At 73.6% G+C, this 16,483-nt stretch carries 14 protein-coding genes; 11 read left to right on the top strand and 3 right to left on the bottom strand.

Going from position 1 to position 16,483, the window contains the following annotated elements; translation table 11 throughout:
• Positions 1-32 precede the first annotated feature (32 nt).
• The 8 genes from V5O49_RS06865 (at position 33) to V5O49_RS06830 (ending at position 7,886) form a co-directional block, all read left to right on the top strand.
• The gene (locus tag V5O49_RS06865; RefSeq protein WP_278237155.1) at positions 33-329 is read left to right on the top strand and encodes a YggT family protein; all 297 of its coding nucleotides are present in this window, start codon (positions 33-35) and stop codon (positions 327-329) included.
• Between the two features lie 201 nt (positions 330-530).
• On the top strand, positions 531-1,178 hold the full coding sequence (locus V5O49_RS06860) for a DivIVA domain-containing protein (protein WP_278237156.1): 648 nt from the start codon (positions 531-533) through the stop codon (positions 1,176-1,178).
• 129 nt (positions 1,179-1,307) lie between these two features.
• A complete protein-coding gene (locus V5O49_RS06855) occupies positions 1,308-1,769 on the top strand; it encodes a TraR/DksA family transcriptional regulator (protein ID WP_332901575.1) in 462 nt (153 codons plus the stop codon).
• Between the two features lie 19 nt (positions 1,770-1,788).
• Positions 1,789-2,418 carry a signal peptidase II gene (gene lspA / locus V5O49_RS06850; protein ID WP_332901574.1) on the top strand — a complete coding sequence of 210 codons (630 nt, stop codon included), beginning with the start codon at positions 1,789-1,791 and terminating at the stop codon, positions 2,416-2,418.
• Positions 2,418-3,350, top strand: a complete 933-nt coding sequence (locus V5O49_RS06845) for an RluA family pseudouridine synthase (protein ID WP_332901573.1) — start codon at positions 2,418-2,420, stop codon at positions 3,348-3,350. Before lspA ends, V5O49_RS06845 begins: the two co-directional genes overlap by 1 nt.
• A gap of 64 nt (positions 3,351-3,414) precedes the next feature.
• On the top strand, positions 3,415-6,984 hold the full coding sequence (gene dnaE / locus V5O49_RS06840) for a DNA polymerase III subunit alpha (protein ID WP_332901572.1): 3,570 nt from the start codon (positions 3,415-3,417) through the stop codon (positions 6,982-6,984).
• Positions 6,981-7,469: an NUDIX domain-containing protein gene (locus V5O49_RS06835; RefSeq protein ID WP_332901571.1), complete on the top strand. Its 489-nt coding sequence runs from the start codon at positions 6,981-6,983 to the stop codon at positions 7,467-7,469. Before dnaE ends, V5O49_RS06835 begins: the two co-directional genes overlap by 4 nt.
• 9 nt (positions 7,470-7,478) lie before the next feature.
• Positions 7,479-7,886, top strand: coding sequence for a pyridoxamine 5'-phosphate oxidase family protein (locus V5O49_RS06830; protein ID WP_278237162.1), 408 nt, complete (start codon positions 7,479-7,481; stop codon positions 7,884-7,886).
• Between the two features lie 86 nt (positions 7,887-7,972).
• Here the strand turns inward: V5O49_RS06830 and V5O49_RS06825 are convergent, their stop codons facing one another.
• A complete protein-coding gene (locus V5O49_RS06825; protein ID WP_332901570.1) occupies positions 7,973-8,200 on the bottom strand; it encodes an RNA-binding S4 domain-containing protein in 228 nt (75 codons plus the stop codon).
• Between the two features lie 58 nt (positions 8,201-8,258).
• Here V5O49_RS06825 and hisD point away from each other — a divergent pair, with 58 nt between their 5' ends.
• Together hisD and V5O49_RS06815 are read left to right on the top strand one after the other, a co-directional pair.
• Complete coding sequence (hisD, locus tag V5O49_RS06820; protein ID WP_332901569.1) at positions 8,259-9,581, top strand: histidinol dehydrogenase; 1,323 nt, start codon at positions 8,259-8,261, stop codon at positions 9,579-9,581.
• A 142-nt stretch (positions 9,582-9,723) separates the two neighbouring features.
• Entirely contained in the window at positions 9,724-13,023 is a 3,300-nt protein-coding gene (locus V5O49_RS06815; RefSeq protein WP_332901568.1) for a DEAD/DEAH box helicase, read from the top strand.
• Between the two features lie 13 nt (positions 13,024-13,036).
• On the opposite strand, the gene V5O49_RS06810 is transcribed toward V5O49_RS06815, so the two are convergent.
• Both V5O49_RS06810 and V5O49_RS06805 read right to left on the bottom strand, forming a co-directional pair.
• A complete protein-coding gene (locus V5O49_RS06810) occupies positions 13,037-15,271 on the bottom strand; it encodes a RecQ family ATP-dependent DNA helicase (RefSeq protein WP_332901776.1) in 2,235 nt (744 codons plus the stop codon).
• Positions 15,272-15,563: 292 nt separating this feature from the next.
• Positions 15,564-15,896, bottom strand: coding sequence for a hypothetical protein (locus V5O49_RS06805; RefSeq protein ID WP_332901567.1), 333 nt, complete (start codon positions 15,894-15,896; stop codon positions 15,564-15,566).
• A gap of 140 nt (positions 15,897-16,036) precedes the next feature.
• Between V5O49_RS06805 and V5O49_RS06800 the strand changes: the two genes are divergently transcribed.
• Entirely contained in the window at positions 16,037-16,483 is a 447-nt protein-coding gene (locus tag V5O49_RS06800) for a QcrA and Rieske domain-containing protein (RefSeq protein ID WP_278237167.1), read from the top strand.

The following is a 16,483-nucleotide window of genomic DNA, read 5'->3' as shown; positions in this document are numbered from 1 at the left end:
GCTGCGCGTCGTGCGTCGGGTAGGTTGCCCTCGTGAGCGTGATCTTCAGCCTCGTCGGCTTCGTCCTGCTGCTGTTCCTGCTGTGCCTCATCGTCCGGCTGGTCTTCGACTGGGTGCAGTTCTTCGCCCGTGACTGGCGTCCGCGGGGCGTCGTCCTCGTGATCGCCGAGGGTGTGTACACCGTCACAGACCCGCCGCTGCGCGCGCTGCGCCGGATCATCCCGCCGCTGACCCTCGGCAGCGTGCGCCTGGACCTCGCCTTCCTCGTCCTGTTCCTGGCGACGTCGATCCTCATGCAGGTCGCGAACGGTCTGGCCGCGAGCCTCTGAGCCGCCCGGGGCGCCGCCGGGCGCCTCGCCCGCACGGGAGGAGCGGTGACCCGGGGGCGGGTGCCGACCGCCCCGCCACCTGTGAAGACGTCGTGTGCTCGGCGTCCTCGGAGGGCCGCGTCGGCGCCCGTGGGCTACCGTGGGCACCCACGGACGCTCCGGGTCCGTGCATGGATCGCGCTACGGCAACGAGGTGACACGATGGCACTGCTGACGGCAGAGGACATCCTCAACAAGAAGTTCTCGGCGACGAAGTTCCGCGAGGGCTACGACGTCGAAGAGGTCGACGACTTCCTGGACGAGGTCGTCCGGACTCTGACGGCGGTGCAGGAGGAGAACGACGACCTGCGGTCGAAGCTGTCCGCGGCCGAGAGCCGGGTCGCGGAGCTCAGCCGCAACGAGGCCGCGGCGCAGTCGGCCGAGAAGCCCGAGGCCCCGGCTCCGGCCGCCGCGCCTGCTCCTGCGCCGGCCCTGGCCGAGGCGGCCGCCGGCAAGCAGGGCGCCGAGCCCGAGTCCGCCACGGGCATGCTGCAGCTCGCCCAGAAGCTGCACGACGACTACGTCCGCTCCGGCCAGGAGGAGGGCGACCGGCTCATCGCCGAGGCGAAGGCCGAGGGCTCCCGCATCGTCCGCGAGGCCGAGGAGACCAGCCACCGCACGCTGTCGCAGCTGGAGCAGGAGCGGTCGCTGCTCGAGCGCAAGATCGACGAGCTGCGCCTGTTCGAGCGGGACTACCGCACCCGCCTGAAGAGCTTCCTGCAGAACCTGCTCGGCGACCTGGACGCCCGCGGCTCGGCCCTGCCGCCGCAGCGTCAGAACGCCGCGGCGGGTCGTTCGCAGGACGTCTGACGCACCACCCGGAGCACACGGCGCACGGATCGGCCCGCACCAGCAGACACGCCCAGTCGGCGCGTGCTGTTGTGCGGGTCGATCCGTGCGTTTACTCTGCGGTGACCTCGAAGAACGGAAGGGCGCCGAATGTCCAAGCTCTCCACCTCCCAGCGGGCGACGATCCGCGAGGAGTTCCCGAACCTGGCGCGTGACGTCAAGGAGTTTCCCGTGCGTGACGGCGAGGAGCCGTGGACGCTCCAGGAGGTCTCCGAGCTCGCGCTGCTGCTCCTGGAGGACAAGGAACGCTTCACCGCCGAGCTGGCCGCTGCCGACGCCGAGCTGTCCGACCTCCTGCGCAACTCCGGCGACGGCGCCGGTGACGACCAGGCCGACTACGGTTCCAGCGCGCTGGAGCGCGAGCAGGAACTCACGCTCGTGAACAACCTGCGCGACCTGCTGGACCAGACGACCCACGCGCTGGACCGCATCCGCAACGGCGCCTACGCCACCTGCGAGGTCACCGGGGCGCCGATCGGCAAGGCGCGGCTGCAGGCCTTCCCGCGAGCCACCCTGTCGGTCGAGGCGAAGGCACGCGAGGAGCGTCGGTAGCGCCGTAGACTCTGGCGCGATGTCCACGACGCCCGCCGGGTCCGACCCGGTCCCCGACCCTCCCCACGAGACCGCGTCCTCCGCGCCCCAGGACGCCGACGACGCCGTCGCCACGCACGACGCCGCGGTGGCCGCCCGCCGCCGTCGGCTCGGCGTCGGTGCGCTGAGCCTCGCCGCCGTCGTGCTGGTCATCGACCAGCTGACGAAGTGGTGGGCGCTGGCCGCGCTGACCGAGGGCGAACGGATCGCGCTGCTCGGCGACCTGCTGGGGCTGACCCTGGTGTTCAACCCGGGCGCCGCGCTGTCGTTCATGGCGAACGGCTACACGTGGGTCCTGACGATCGTGGTCGTGGTGGTCGTCGTGGTGATCCTGCGCGCGATGCGTCGCATCGGGTCGCTCGGCTGGGCCGTCGCGCTGGGCCTGCTCCTGGGCGGGGCGCTGGGCAACCTCGTCGACCGGATCTTCCGGCAGCCGGGCTTCGCCCGCGGCGAGGTGGTCGACATGATCGCCTACGCCGACTTCTTCGTCGGCAACGTCGCGGACATCGCCATCGTCGTCGCCGCGGGGCTGATCATCCTGCTGTCCTTCCGGGGTGTCGGGCTCGACGGCACGCGCCAGACCTCCGACGAGACGGAGGGCGAGGACTGATGGCGCTGCGTACGCTGCCGGTGCCCGACGGCCTGGCCGGCGAACGGGTGGACGTCGCCCTGGGCCGCATGCTCGGGTTCTCCCGCAGCCAGGCGGCCGAGCTCGCCGCGTCCGGCGCGGTGCGCGCGGACGGGCGCACCGTGGGCAAGTCGGACCGGCTGGTGCCCGACACGCTGCTCGAGGTGGACGTCCCGGACGCCCCGTCCGAGGCCGTGGAGGTCGTCGCCGAGCCGGTGGAGGGCATGTCGATCGCCTACGACGACGACGACGTCGTGGTCGTGGACAAGCCGGTCGGGGTGGCTGCGCACCCGTCGCCGGGGTGGACCGGCCCGACCGTGGTCGGCGCGCTGGCCGCCGCCGGCTACCGCATCGCCACCTCCGGCGCCGCCGAGCGCCAGGGGATCGTGCACCGCCTCGACGTCGGCACCTCCGGCCTGATGGCGGTGGCCAAGTCCGAGGCCGCCTACACGGGTCTCAAGCGCGCCTTCAAGGAGCGCACGGTCGACAAGGTCTACCACGCGCTCGCCCAGGGCCACCCGGAGCCGACGACGGGCACGATCGACGCGCCGATCGGCCGGCACCCGCACCACGACTACAAGTTCGCCGTGGTCGCCGACGGCAAGCCCTCGGTGACCCACTACGAGGTGCTCGAGATGCTGCCGGCCGCGTCCCTGGTCGAGGTGCACCTGGAGACGGGCCGCACCCATCAGATCCGGGTGCACTTCGCCGCGCTGCGCCACCCGCTCGTCGGCGACCTGACCTACGGGGCCGACCCCACGCTCGCCGCCCGCACGGGGCTGCAGCGGCAGTGGCTGCACGCGATGCGCCTGGGGTTCACCCACCCCGTCACGGGGAAGGACGTCGTCGTGGAGTCCGAGTACCCCGAGGACCTGTCGCACGCCCTGCAGACGCTGCGCGACGCCTACCTGTGAGCCGGTGAACCTCGTCACGGCGGGGCAGGACGGGGACGTCGGGGGCCGCGCCTAGACTCGGGGCATGCCGGACGCCGCCACCCCGAAGACCGACGACTTCGTCCATCTGCACGTGCACACCGAGTACTCCATGCTCGACGGCGCCGCGCGGATGGACGACCTCTTCTCCGAGGTGGCGCGGCTCGGCCAGAAGGCCATCGCGATCACGGACCACGGCTACCTGTTCGGCGCCTTCGACTTCTGGAGCACGGCCCGGAAGTACGACGTCAAGCCGATCATCGGCGTCGAGGCGTACGTCACGCCGGGCACCAGCCGTCACGACCGCACGAAGGTCCAGTGGGGCGAGCAGCACCAGAAGCGCGACGACGTCTCCGCCGGCGGTGCCTACACCCACATGACCCTGTGGTCGCGGAACAACACCGGGATGCACAACCTCTTCCGGGCGTCCTCGCTGGCCTCCCTGGACGGCCAGATGGGCAAGTGGCCCCGCATGGACCGCGAGCTGCTGGAGACGTACTCCGACGGGCTGATGGCCACCACGGGCTGCCCCTCGGGGGAGATCCAGACCCGGCTGCGGCTCGGCCAGTGGGACGAGGCGGTCCGGGCCGCCGGCGAGTACCAGGACATCTTCGGCCACGAGAACTACTTCGTGGAGCTGATGGACCACGGGATCGAGATCGAGTCCCGGACCTCGAAACAGCTCCTCGAGCTCGCGCAGCACATCGGTGCCCCGCTGGTGGCCACCAACGACCTGCACTACACCAAGCGCGAGGACTCCCACGCCCACGAGGTGCTGCTGGCGGTCAACTCGGGCTCGACCCTGGACGAGCCCACCTACGACCAGGGCGGCAGCCGGTTCGCGTTCAGCGGCGACAACTTCTACGTCAAGTCCGGCGCCGAGATGCGCCGGCTCTTCGCCGAGATGCCCGAGGCGATCGACAACACCCTGCTCATCGCCGAACGGTGCGAGGTCTCCTTCGACACCGGGGCGAACTACATGCCCAACTTCCCGGTGCCCGCCGGGGAGGACGAGGTCTCCTGGTTCGTCAAGGAGGTCGAGAAGGGCATGCACGCCCGGTACCCGCAGGGGATCCCGGACGCCGTGCGCGCCCAGGCGAAGTACGAGACCGAGGTCATCGTCCAGATGGGCTTCCCCGGGTACTTCCTCGTGGTGGCCGACTTCATCAACTGGGCCAAGGAGCGGGGCATCCGCGTCGGCCCGGGCCGTGGCTCGGCCGCCGGGTCGATGGTCGCCTACGTCATGGGCATCACGGAGCTCGACCCGATCGAGCACGGCCTGATCTTCGAGCGCTTCCTCAACCCCGAGCGCGTGAGCATGCCCGACGTCGACGTGGACTTCGACGAGCGCCGGCGCTCCGAGGTCATCCGCTACGTCTCCGACAAGTACGGCGACGACCGCGTGGCCATGATCGCCACCTACGGGTCCATCAAGGCCAAGCAGGCGCTCAAGGACGCCTCGCGGGTGCTCGGGTTCCCGTTCGCGATGGGGGAGAAGCTCACCAAGGCGATGCCGCCGCCCGTCATGGGCAAGGACATCCCGCTGTCCGGCATCTTCGACCCGGACCACGACCGGTACTCCGAGGCCGGCGAGTTCCGCCAGCTGCACGACACCGACCCCGAGGCCCAGCGCGTCGTCGAGACCGCGCGCGGCATCGAGGGGCTGAAGCGGCAGTGGGGCGTGCACGCGGCCGGCGTGATCATGTCCAGCGACCCGCTGATCGACGTCATCCCCATCATGCGGCGCCCGCAGGACGGCGCGGTCATCACGCAGTTCGACTACCCGACCTGCGAGGGCCTCGGCCTGATCAAGATGGACTTCCTCGGGCTGCGCAACCTCACGATCCTCGAGGACGCCCTGGAGATCATCGAGGCCAACGGCAAGGACCCCGTCCAGATCGAGACGGTGGCGCTGGACGACAAGGCGTCCTACGACCTGCTCGCCCGCGGCGAGACCCTCGGCGTGTTCCAGCTCGACGGCGGGCCCATGCGCTCGCTGCTGCGCCAGATGCGGCCCGACAAGTTCGACGACCTCTCCGCCGTCATCGCCCTGTACCGACCCGGTCCGATGGGCATGAACTCGCACGTCAACTACGCGCTGCGCAAGAACGGCATGCAGAAGATCGAGCCGATCCACCCCGAGCTCGCGGAGCCGTTGTCCGAGGTGCTCGACGAGACCTACGGCCTCATCGTCTACCAGGAGCAGGTCCAGCGTGCCGCGCAGGTGCTCGCCGGGTACTCGCTGGGCCAGGCCGACCTGCTGCGCCGCGCCATGGGCAAGAAGAAGCCCGAGGTGCTCGCCAAGGAGTTCGTGAACTTCGAGGCCGGCTGCAAGGAGCGCGGCTACTCGGACGCCGCGATCCAGGCGGTGTGGGACGTGCTGGTGCCCTTCGCCGGGTACGCCTTCAACAAGGCGCACTCGGCCGGCTACGGCCTGGTCGCCTACTGGACCGCCTTCCTCAAGGCGAACTACCCGACCGAGTACATGGCGGGTCTCCTGCAGTCGGTGCGGGACGACAAGGACAAGATGGCGCTCTACCTCAACGAGTGCCGTCGCATGCGCATCACGGTGCTGCCACCGGACGTCAACGACTCCGCGGCCAAGTTCACCGCCGTCGGCGAGGACATCCGCTTCGGCCTGACGGCTGTGCGCAACGTCGGCGCCAACGTGGTGGACGCGATCGTCGCGGCCCGCGAGGAGCACGGGGCCTTCACCTCGTTCACCGACTTCCTGGACAAGGTGCCCGCCGTGGTGTGCAACAAGCGCACCATCGAGTCGCTGATCAAGGCCGGAGCCTTCGACTCCCTGGGCCACCCGCGGCGGGCCCTGCTCGTCGTGCACGAGCAGGCCGTGGACTCGGTGATCTCGGTCAAGCGCAAGGAGGCGGAGGGGCAGTTCGACCTCTTCGCCGACTTCGGTGCGGACGGCGCCGCGGACGACGCCGTGTCGTTCGCCGTCGACGTGCCGGACCTGCCCGACTGGGACAAGAAGCAGCGGTTGTCCTTCGAGCGGGAGATGCTCGGCCTGTACGTGTCGGACCACCCGCTGTCCGGGCTGGAGCACGTCCTGGCGCGCGCCGCCGACACCTCGATCGCGCTGCTCATGGCCGACGAGACCCGGGCCGACGGGTCCTCGGTCACCGTCGCCGGCCTGCTGACGTCGGTGCAGCGCAAGATCAGCAAGAACGGCAACCCGTGGGCCGCGGTGACGATCGAGGACCTCGAGGGCGGCGTCGAGGTGATGTTCTTCGGCGAGACGTACCTGGCCTACTCCACGGTGCTGGCCGAGGACCAGGTCGTCACGATCCGTGGCCGCGTCCGGCGCCGGGACGACCAGATGCAGCTGCAGGCGCAGGAGGTCTCCCTGCCCGACACCTCGGCGGTGGCGGACGCCCCGGTGCACGTCACCGTGCCGCACACCCGGTGCGTCGAACCGGTGATGCTGCGCCTGCGCGAGGTGCTCTCGACCCACCCGGGGTCCTCGGCCGTGCACGTCGCCGTCGCCGAGCCGGGCAAGAAGACCCTGGTGCAGGCCGGTGACGGGCTGCGGGTCGAGAGGTCGCCCGCCCTGTTCGGCGACCTCAAGGCGCTCCTCGGCCCGAGCTGCCTGTCGTGACCGGCACCGGGGACGACGGCACCGCCGACCACCGGTTCCGGGTGGTCCCGGCGGCGTACCTGCTGCTGCGCCGGGAGGGTCAGGTGCTCCTGCAGCTGCGCCAGGGCACGGGGTTCATGGACGGGTACTGGGCGGCCGGGGCGGCCGGGCACGTCGAGCCGGGGGAGTCCGCGGTGGCCGCGGCGGTGCGTGAGGCGGCCGAGGAGCTCGGCGTCACCGTGGCGCCGGAGGACGTGGTGCCGCTGACGGCGCAGCACCGGGGCGTCCCCGGCGGCCCCGCGCTCGAGCAGCGCGTCGACTTCTTCTTCGCGGCCGACCGCTGGACCGGCGAGCTGCAGGTCCGTGAGCCGGCCCGGACGGCGGACCTGCGCTGGTTCCCCCTGGTCGCGCTGCCCGAGCCGGTCGTCCCGCACGAGCTGCCCGTGCTGCGCGGCCTGCACGACGGCGTCCTGCCGGCCGTGATGACCTTCGGGTTCGGCCCGTAGGGTGTGCGGGTGAAGCGACTCAACCCCGAACAGCTCGTGTTCGTCACCGAGCGGCACCTGGCCACCCTGACGACCCTGCGCGCGAACGGGACCCCGCACGTCGTGCCGGTCGCCTTCACGTGGGATCCCGACCTCGGCATCGCCCGCATCACGGCGCGGCGGGGATCGGTCAAGGCGCGGAACGCCCGGCGCCCCGGCCCCGACGGCGAGCCGCCGCGGGCCGCGCTGTGCCAGGTCGACGGCGGCCGCTGGCTGACGCTGGAGGGCACGCTGGAAGCCGTCGAGGACCCGGACGCCGTGGCCGAGGCCGTCCGCCGCTACGCCCAGCGGTACCGCCAGGTCCAGTACGACCCGGACCGGATCGTGCTGCACCTGCACGTCGACCGGACCATGTCCTCCGCCTACATGGCGTCCTGACCTGACCACCCCATCCGCTGTGGGCATGAAATCTGCAGCTCCACCCCGCGGTGGAGCGGCAGATTTCATGCCCACAGCGGGGCGGGTCAGGCCACGACGACGGTCTCGTCCCCCTCCGGGCCGGCCACGGTGACCCGTGTCCCCCGGGTGAGCTGCCGGCCGCGGCGCGTCTCCACCTCGCCGTCGACGCTCACGTCGCCTTCCGCGACCAGGTCGCGGGCGTGCGTGCCCGACTCGGCCAGGCCGGCCAGCTTGAGGAACTGTCCCAGCCGGATGACGTCGTCACGGATCGGGACCTCGATCGGGGTGTCCATGCGCCCATTGTCCGGGACGTCCGGACGTGCTGCGTCCCGTCGGACCTAGACTGGTGGGGTGATTCGACGCATCGATCTTCGGGGTCGTTCCCTGTCCCGCCGTGACCTGATCGGGGTGCTCCCGCGCCCCGAGGTCGGGGTGGAGCAGGCGACCGACGCCGTCGCCCCGGTCCTCGCCGACGTCCGGTCCCGCGGTGCTGCCGCGCTGCGCGACCTGGCCGAGCGTTTCGACGGGGTGCGCCCGGAGCATCTGCGGGTCCCGGCCGAGGCGCTGCGCACCGCGCTGGCCGAGCTGGACCCGGCGATCCGGGCCGGGCTGGAGGAGTCCGTGCGCCGGGTGCGGGCGGTGCACGCCGACCAGGTGCCGCGCGAGCACACCACGGTGCTGGCCGACGGCGCGGAGGTGCGCCAGCGCTGGATCCCCGTCCAGCGCGTCGGCCTGTACGCGCCGGGCGGTCTCGCGGTCTACCCCTCGTCGGTGATCATGAACGTCGTCGCCGCCCAGGAGGCGGGCGTGCCCGGCCTCGCCGTCGCCTCCCCGCCGCAGCGGGACGCCGGCGGTCTGCCGCACCCGACGATCCTGGCCGCCTGCGAGCTGCTCGGCGTGGACGAGGTCTACGCCGTCGGCGGTGCCCAGGCGGTCGCGATGTTCGCCTACGGCGCGGTGGGCTCCGACCCGGTCGACGGCGAGCAGCTGTGCGAGCCCGTGGACGTCGTCACCGGTCCGGGCAACGTCTACGTCGCCGCGGCGAAGCGCCTCGTGCGCGGCGTGGTGGGGATCGACGCCGAGGCCGGGCCGACGGAGATCGCCGTGCTGGCGGACGACACCGCCGACGCCGGTCACGTCGCGCTCGACCTGATCAGCCAGGCCGAGCACGACCCGATGGCCGCCGCGGTGCTGGTCACCCCGTCGCCGGAGCTGGCCGGGGCGGTGGAGTCCAAGCTGGTCGACCTCACCGAGGCCACGAAGCACACCGAGCGGGTGACCACCGCGCTGTCGGGACCGCAGTCCGCCGTGGTGCTCGTCGACGACCTCGAGCAGGGGCTCGCGGTGGTGGACGCCTACGGCGCCGAGCACCTGGAGATCCAGACGGTCGACGCCGCCGCACGGGCCGAGCGGGTGCGGTCCGCCGGCGCGATCTTCGTCGGGCCCTACGCCCCGGTGTCGCTGGGGGACTACCTGGCCGGGTCGAACCACGTGCTGCCCACGGGCGGCACGGCGCACTTCGCCAGCGGGCTGGGCGTGCACGCCTTCCTCAAGTCCGTCCAGGTCGTCGAGTACAGCCGCGAGGCCCTCGCGGAGGTGGCCGACCGGATCGTCGCGGTCGCCGACGACGAGGACCTGCCCGCGCACGGCGAGGCGGTCCGCGGACGCTTCTGAGCGCTGCCGGCCCGGCGCCCGTCCGGGCGCTGGGCCGGGCGCCGGGCGCCGGGCCGGGTCCGGGCGAGGCGTCACGCTCCGGAAGAATAGTGTGCCAAGCGCGTGCCTGCCTCGACCGCTGCTGTCGGGGGAGCGTGACAGCATGGACGCCATGCCCGCCGCCCCGCCCCGCCTCGATCCGCTGGAGATCGGTGCCCTCGTCGGGACGGCGACGTTCCGACGGGCGCAGGGGTACGAGCGGGGCGGCATGGTCGTCGCCTGGAGCTGGGACGAGGACGAGCGCGTCCTGTCCGCCCGTGTCGCGGGCAGCGAGGCGCGGCCGTACGGGTGCCGGGTGCGCTTCGGCCTCGACGTCGACGGCCGGTACGTCTTCGGGTCCTCGACGTGCAGCTGTCCGGTCGGTACGGACTGCAAGCACGTCGCCGCCGCGCTGCTGCACGTGGGTCGGCACGGCGTCGACGGCCCCGACGGGCCGCCGGCGCCGTCCGGGTGGCGCGGCCGTCTCGCCGCTGTCACGGCCCCCGATCCGGGGTCCGGCACGGGCGACGGGACGGTCCTGCCCGTCGGCCTGCGCTTCCGGGTGGACGGCGCCTTCGGCGACGAGCCGCCGGAGCTCTCGGTCCGACCCGTCGTACCGGCGCGCCACGGCGGGTGGCGGACCGCCCCGGAGGCGAGCTGGGACGCCCTGGCTCGCGGGCTGTACGCGTTCGCCGACGTCCGTGCCACCCCCGCCCCGGCGGTGCGGCGCTGGTTCGCCGACCTCGGCGCCGCGACGAGCGACGGGTCCTCCCGGGGCCGCGAGGTCTGGCGACCGTTGGCCACGGCGGGGCGCGGGCTCTGGCCACTCCTCGCCGAGGCGGCCGCGCTCCAGATCCCGTTCGTGGCTCAGGGGAGCCACGACGAGGTGCTGCTCGCCGGGGCGGCGTCGGTGCGCCTCGTGGCCGCGCAGACCCGGGACGGTGTCCGGCTCGATCCCGTGGTGAGCATGGACGACACGGACGTCGAGGCTCCCGACCGGCAGGGCACCGTGGGCACGACCGGCCTGTTCACGGTCGAGGCACGGCGCGGGGGCACCGTGCTGCGCCTGGGACCCAGCCCCCGCCGGCTGTCCGACGGCGCGCGGCGGCTCGTGGCCGGCGGTCCCGTCGACGTGCCGGCCGCCGACGTCGACGAGCTCCTCGCCGAGCACCTGCCCGGGCTGCGCCGTGCCGTGCCGGTCGTCTCGGACGGCAGCGTCCGGCTGCCCGAGCCCGCGCGCCCGGTGCCGGTGGCGCGCGCCGAGTTCGCGTCCCCGCAGCGGGCGCTGCTGCGGTGGTCGTGGCGGTACCCCCGGCCGTCGCCGGGCGAGGCACGGGAGGTGCCGTGGGAGGGAGCCGCCCACGACCCGGCCCGTGACCCCGCGGCGGAGGACGAGCTGCGCTCCAAGGCGGTCGCGGCCGTGCGGGCGCTGCCCGGCTTCGAGCGCTTCGACCCCGTCGACGGGCAGTCCTTCACCGGTCTGGAGGCCCTCGACCTCGCCGGCGAGGTGCTGCCCGCCCTCGCCGGCGCCGGCGTCGTCGTCGAGGCGCCCGACCTGCCCGACTACCGGCACCTGGACGCCCCGCCCCGGGTCGTCGTCGAGGGGGCGCCGTCCGGCGACGCGGACTGGTTGGACCTGGGCATCTCCGTCACCGTCGCGGGCAAGGAGATCCCGTTCACCCGCCTGTTCACGGCCCTGGCCCGCGGCCAGCAGCGGCTGCTGCTCACCGACGGCGCGTGGCTGCGCCTGAACCACACCTCGCTGCGGCGCCTGCGGAACCTCATCGACGAGGCCTCCGCCCTCGACGACGGCTCGCGCACCCTGCGCGTCAGCCGGTACGACGCCGAGCTCTGGGGCGACCTGGAGGACCTGGCCGACACCGTCGACGTCTCGCAGGAGTGGCGGCGTGCGGTGGCCGACCTGCGCGCCCTCGCGGCCGGGGAGCGGACCGTCGCCCCGGTCCCGCCACCCCCGGGGCTGCGGGCCGAGCTGCGTCCCTACCAGCACCAGGCGTACGAGTGGCTGACCTTCCTGCACCGCCACGGCCTGGGCGGGATCCTCGCCGACGACATGGGGCTGGGCAAGACCCTCGAGGTGCTCGCGTTCGTCGCGGGCGCCCGGTCCCGGGCCGCGACCGAGGACGCGCCGCTGCGGCCCGTCGTCGTGGTCGCTCCCGCCTCCGTCGTCGGCAACTGGGTCGACGAGGCGAGCCGGTTCACCCCCGACCTGCGGGTCGTCACGGTGCCCACCACGACGGCGAAGCGCGGCCGGCCGCTGGGAGAGCTCTGCGCCGGCGCCGACGTCGTCGTGGTCTCCTACGCCGTGTTCCGGCTGGACTTCGCCGCCTTCCAGGACCTGCCGTGGGCGGGTCTCGTCCTCGACGAGGCCCAGTTCGCCAAGAACCCCCGCACCCGCGCCCACCAGACGGCACGGCGCCTGCGCGCGCCCTTCAAGCTGGCCGTCACGGGCACCCCGCTGGAGAACAACCTCACCGAGCTGTGGGCCATGCTCGCCGTCGTCGCCCCGGGGCTGTACCCCTCCTCGCACCGGTTCCGGGCCGAGGTGGTCCGTCCGGTCGAGGCGGCGAGCCGCGACGACGACCCGCAGGTCGTCGCCGCCGGGAACCGGGCGCTGTCACGGCTGCAGCGGCGGCTGCGCACCCTCATGCTGCGGCGCACCAAGGAGCAGGTCGCCCCGGAGCTGCCGGCGCGGACCGAGCAGGTGCTGCGGGTGCCGCTCACGGCCGACCACCGCAAGGTCTACGACACCCACCTGCAGCGCGAGCGGCAGCGCCTCCTCGGCCTGCTCACCGACTTCGAGGCCAACAAGGCGGCGATCTTCCGTTCGCTGACGACGCTGCGGCGGCTGGCTCTGGACGCCGCCCTCGTCGACGACGCCTACACCGGGGTCACCTCGGCCAAGCTCGACCTCGTGGTCGACCAGCTCGTCGAGATGGCCGCCGAGGGGCACCGGGCCCTGGTCTTCTCCCAGTTTCCCTCGTTCCTGCGCCGGGTCGAGGCGCGCTGCGAGGAGGCCGGGCTGCCGACGGCGTTCCTCGACGGCGCCACCCGCGACCGGGCCGGGGCGATCGCCGGCTTCACGGACGGGGCGACCCCCGTGTTCCTCATCAGCCTCAAGGCCGGCGGGTTCGGGCTCAACCTCACCGAGGCCGACCACGTCTACCTGCTGGACCCGTGGTGGAACCCGGCGGTGGAGGCGCAGGCGATCGACCGCACGCACCGGATCGGCCAGACGCGACCGGTGCAGGTCACCCGGCTGGTCGCCGCCGACACCGTCGAGGAGAAGGTCATGGCCCTGGCGGCCCGCAAGGCGGCACTCTTCGACGCCGTCGTCGACGACGCGACGGGCCGGTTCGCCGGCGGTCTCGACGCCGACGACGTGCGCGGTCTGCTGGGGGAGTAGGCGGGCCGGCCGCTCAGCGCACGCCGAGCACGAACGGGTGCACCGCCTCCGCGCCCGCCTGGCGCAGCAGCCGTGCCGCGACCGTCAGGGTCCACCCGGACTCGGTCCAGTCGTCGACGAGGAGCACGCGGCGCCCCGGCAGGCCCGCCAGGGCCGCCTCGCTCAGCTCGAGCCGGAGGCGGCGGGCCACCCCCGCCAGGCGCATGGCGGAGTTGACGTCGTGCCGGCCGGGTTCCTCGGCCCCCGGGGCGGGGCCGACGGCGCCGATGAGCGGCACGCCGAGGTACGCGGCCAGACCGTGGGCCAGGTGGTAGGTCAGCTGCGGTCGGGTCACCGACCGCACGGCGACGACGCCCTCGACGAGCAGCGGCCGGTCCGCACCCTCCTCCGCGGCCTCGGCGCGCAGCGCGTCCCAGTCGTCCAGCACGCGCGCCGCGGCACCGCGCAGCGGGACCGGGGTCTCGCCGTCGGCGGTGGTGGGGGCGAACAGCTCGCGAACCGGGTTCGACCAGCCCAGTCCGTCGAAGCGTGCCACGGCCCGTCCGGGCTCGGCGCGTTCGGCGTCGCCGATCTTGCCCTTCAGGTCCAGCCCCAGCGTGGCCAGGCCCGACGGCCACATCTTGCGGGGCTCGACCGCCACCCCGGGCCGGTCCATCTCGGACCGTGCCTCGGCGACCGTGTCGGCCGAGGGCGGCGGGGGCAGCGTCACCCCGCCGCAGCCGTCGCAGCGTCCGCACGTCCAGCCGTCCGGCAGCTCCGGGTCGTCGAGCTGCTCGCGCAGGAAACGCATGCGGCAGCCCGACGTGGCGATGAAGTCGAGCATCGCCTGCTGCTCCGTGCGGCGGGTCTCGGCCACGCGGGCGTAGCGCCCGGCGTCGTAGACCCACTCGACGCCGGTGGCGACCCAGCCGCCCTGGACGCGGCGCACGGCCCCGTCCACGTCGAGCACCTTGAGCATCGTCTCCAGCCGTGACCGCTTGAGGTCGACGTGGGTCTCCAGCGCTGCGGTCGACATCGCCGCGCCGGCGTCGCTCAGGGCGGACAGCGTCGCGCGGACCTGCGCCTCGGCGGGGAAGGCCTGCGCACCGAACCAGTCCCAGATGGCCCTGTCCTCGTGGCCGGGCAGCAGCACCACGACGGCGTCGTCGACACCGCGACCGGCGCGGCCGACCTGCTGGTAGTAGGCGATCGGCGACGACGGGGCGCCGACGTGCACCACGAAGGCCAGGTCCGGCTTGTCGAAGCCCATGCCGAGCGCCGACGTCGCCACCAGCGCCTTGACCTCGTTGGCCTTGAGGTCCTCCTCGAGCTGGGCGCGCTGCGTCGGGTCGGTGCGCCCCGTGTACGCCGCCACGGCCAGACCCGCGGCACGGAGCTGGGCGGCGACCTCCTCCGCGGCCGAGACCGTCAGGCAGTACACGATCCCGGACCCGTCGATCTCCTGCAGCGCCTCGACGAGCCAGGCCACGCGGGTCGGCTGGTCCCCGAGCTCCAGCACCGCCAGGTGCAGCGACTCCCGGTCCAGGCCACCGCGGAGCACGAGGACGTCGTCGCTGGTCGCCAGGGCGCCGTCGGCGGCGGTGACCCCCTCGCCGTGGGCGGCCATCTGCTCGGCCACGTCGCGCGTGACGCGCTCGTTGGCGGTCGCGGTGGTCGCCAGCACGGGGATGCCCGGCGGCAGGTCGGCCAGGAGCGTGCGGATGCGCCGGTAGTCGGGCCGGAAGTCGTGCCCCCAGTCGGAGATGCAGTGCGCCTCGTCGACGACGACCAGGCCGGCGTCCGCAGCCAGGCGCGGCAGCACCTCGTCGCGGAACGCCGGGTTGTTGAGCCGCTCGGGGGAGCACAGCAGCACGTCCACCTCGCCCGCGGCGATCTGGGCGTGGATCGCGTCCCACTCGGTCACGTTCGAGGAGTTGATCGTCACCGCGTGGATGCCTGCCCGCTCGGCGGCGGCGATCTGGTCGCGCATGAGCGCCAGCAGCGGCGAGACGATGACGGTCGGCCCGGCGCCGCGGGCGCGCAGCAGCCGGGTGGCGACGAAGTAGACCGCCGACTTGCCCCAGCCGGTGCGCTGGACGACCAGCGCCCGGCGGTGGAAGGCGACGAGCGCCTCGATGGCGCTCCACTGGTCCTCGCGCAGCTCGGCGTCGTCGCGTCCGACCAGCGCGCGCAGGGCCGTGGCGGCCTCCTCGCGCAGCGTGCTCGATCCGTCGCCGCTGCCGGCGGTGTCCATCAGGCCCCGCAGCATCGCGAGCTTCGCGCGCCGGGCGGCCTCGGCCCGGTCGCCCGCGGCGGTTCCCGGTGCCCCGGCCGCGGCCGCCGCCGCGGCCGCCGCCGCGGGTGCCGGGGCGGCGGCCGGGCGCGCCAGGTGCGCGTCCGCGGGAGGGTCGAGCTCGTCCTCGGGCGGCGGGACGTCGTCGTCCGGCGGCACGTCGGCGTCGGTCCAGACCGGCTCGAGGCCGGCGTACGGGTCGTCGGAGGAGGTCACCCTGCGATCGTAGGGGGCGACGGCGACAGCGCGAGGCGCCCGTCCACAGCGGTCAGCGGGACGGCTCGCGCAGCAGCGCCAGGGTCGAGGCGACCACCGCGAGCACCTCGGCGACGGCCGCGATCGTCTCGTTGCGGCCGAACATCAGCGGACCGGACACGTCGAAGAAGCCCACGGTGCCGGAGGCCACGAACGCCAGCAGCGTGAGCGCGCCGAACGCGATGCCGCCCACCAGGGGTAGCCAGTGCCGCCAGACGACGAGCAGCACGGCGAGCACGAGGCCCCCGACGGCGTTGAGCAGGAACAGCGGGCCGACGACCTCCAGGTCCCGGTAGCCGTCGCTCCACAGCACGAGGTGGACCACGGCGGAGACGGCCACGCTCACGGCTGCGAGGGAACGCCACACCCAGGCGACGGGAGCGCTCGGAGTGCCGCGCGTCGCTGGCCCCGGTCCGGTGGGTGCGTCCATGATGGTCATGCTGCCACCGGACCGTGAGGTTCGTCACCCCGACCCCAGGAGTCGCCATGACCTCGTCCACCCCGTCCTGCTGCTCGCGCCGCCAGCTGCTGCGCGGCGCGGGCGCCGTCGCCGGCACCGCGGCCGTCGGCGGTGTCCTGGTCGCCTGCAGCGAGGGCACGGACCCGGCGGAGTCCGTGGACGACGTCGCCTCGACCGGTGCGGGGGAGGCGATCGTGGCGCTGGCCGACGTGCCGGTCGGCGGCGCGGTGAGCGCCGAGGTCGGGGGGGTCCCGGTGCTGGTCACGCAACCGGCGGAGGGGGAGGTGCACGTCTTCAGCGCCGTGTGCACCCACCAGGGTTGCACCGTCACGCCGGGCGACGGCGTGCTCGAGTGCCCCTGTCACCGCTCGGTGTTCTCGCTCACCGACGCCGCCGTGCAGTCGGGGCCCGCGCCCGAGCCGCTGGGCGAGATCTCCGTCGAGGTGTCCGGGGGCGACGTGGTGGTCGCCTGA

Source organism: Isoptericola haloaureus (assembly GCF_036689775.1).
Lineage (GTDB): Bacteria > Actinomycetota > Actinomycetes > Actinomycetales > Cellulomonadaceae > Isoptericola > Isoptericola haloaureus.
This window is presented reverse-complemented; position numbering and strand designations above follow the sequence as displayed.

Coding starts and splice junctions, on each gene's coding strand:
- lspA (WP_332901574.1), top strand. CDS start 1,789: ATGTCCACGACGCCCGCCGGGTCCGACCCGGTCCCCGACCCTCCCCAC.
- V5O49_RS06825 (WP_332901570.1), bottom strand. CDS start 8,200: ATGGACACCCCGATCGAGGTCCCGATCCGTGACGACGTCATCCGGCTG.
- V5O49_RS06860 (WP_278237156.1), top strand. CDS start 531: ATGGCACTGCTGACGGCAGAGGACATCCTCAACAAGAAGTTCTCGGCG.
- dnaE (WP_332901572.1), top strand. CDS start 3,415: ATGCCGGACGCCGCCACCCCGAAGACCGACGACTTCGTCCATCTGCAC.
- V5O49_RS06815 (WP_332901568.1), top strand. CDS start 9,724: ATGGACGCCATGCCCGCCGCCCCGCCCCGCCTCGATCCGCTGGAGATC.
- V5O49_RS06845 (WP_332901573.1), top strand. CDS start 2,418: ATGGCGCTGCGTACGCTGCCGGTGCCCGACGGCCTGGCCGGCGAACGG.
- V5O49_RS06800 (WP_278237167.1), top strand. CDS start 16,037: ATGACCTCGTCCACCCCGTCCTGCTGCTCGCGCCGCCAGCTGCTGCGC.
- V5O49_RS06855 (WP_332901575.1), top strand. CDS start 1,308: ATGTCCAAGCTCTCCACCTCCCAGCGGGCGACGATCCGCGAGGAGTTC.
- V5O49_RS06810 (WP_332901776.1), bottom strand. CDS start 15,271: ATGCTGCGGGGCCTGATGGACACCGCCGGCAGCGGCGACGGATCGAGC.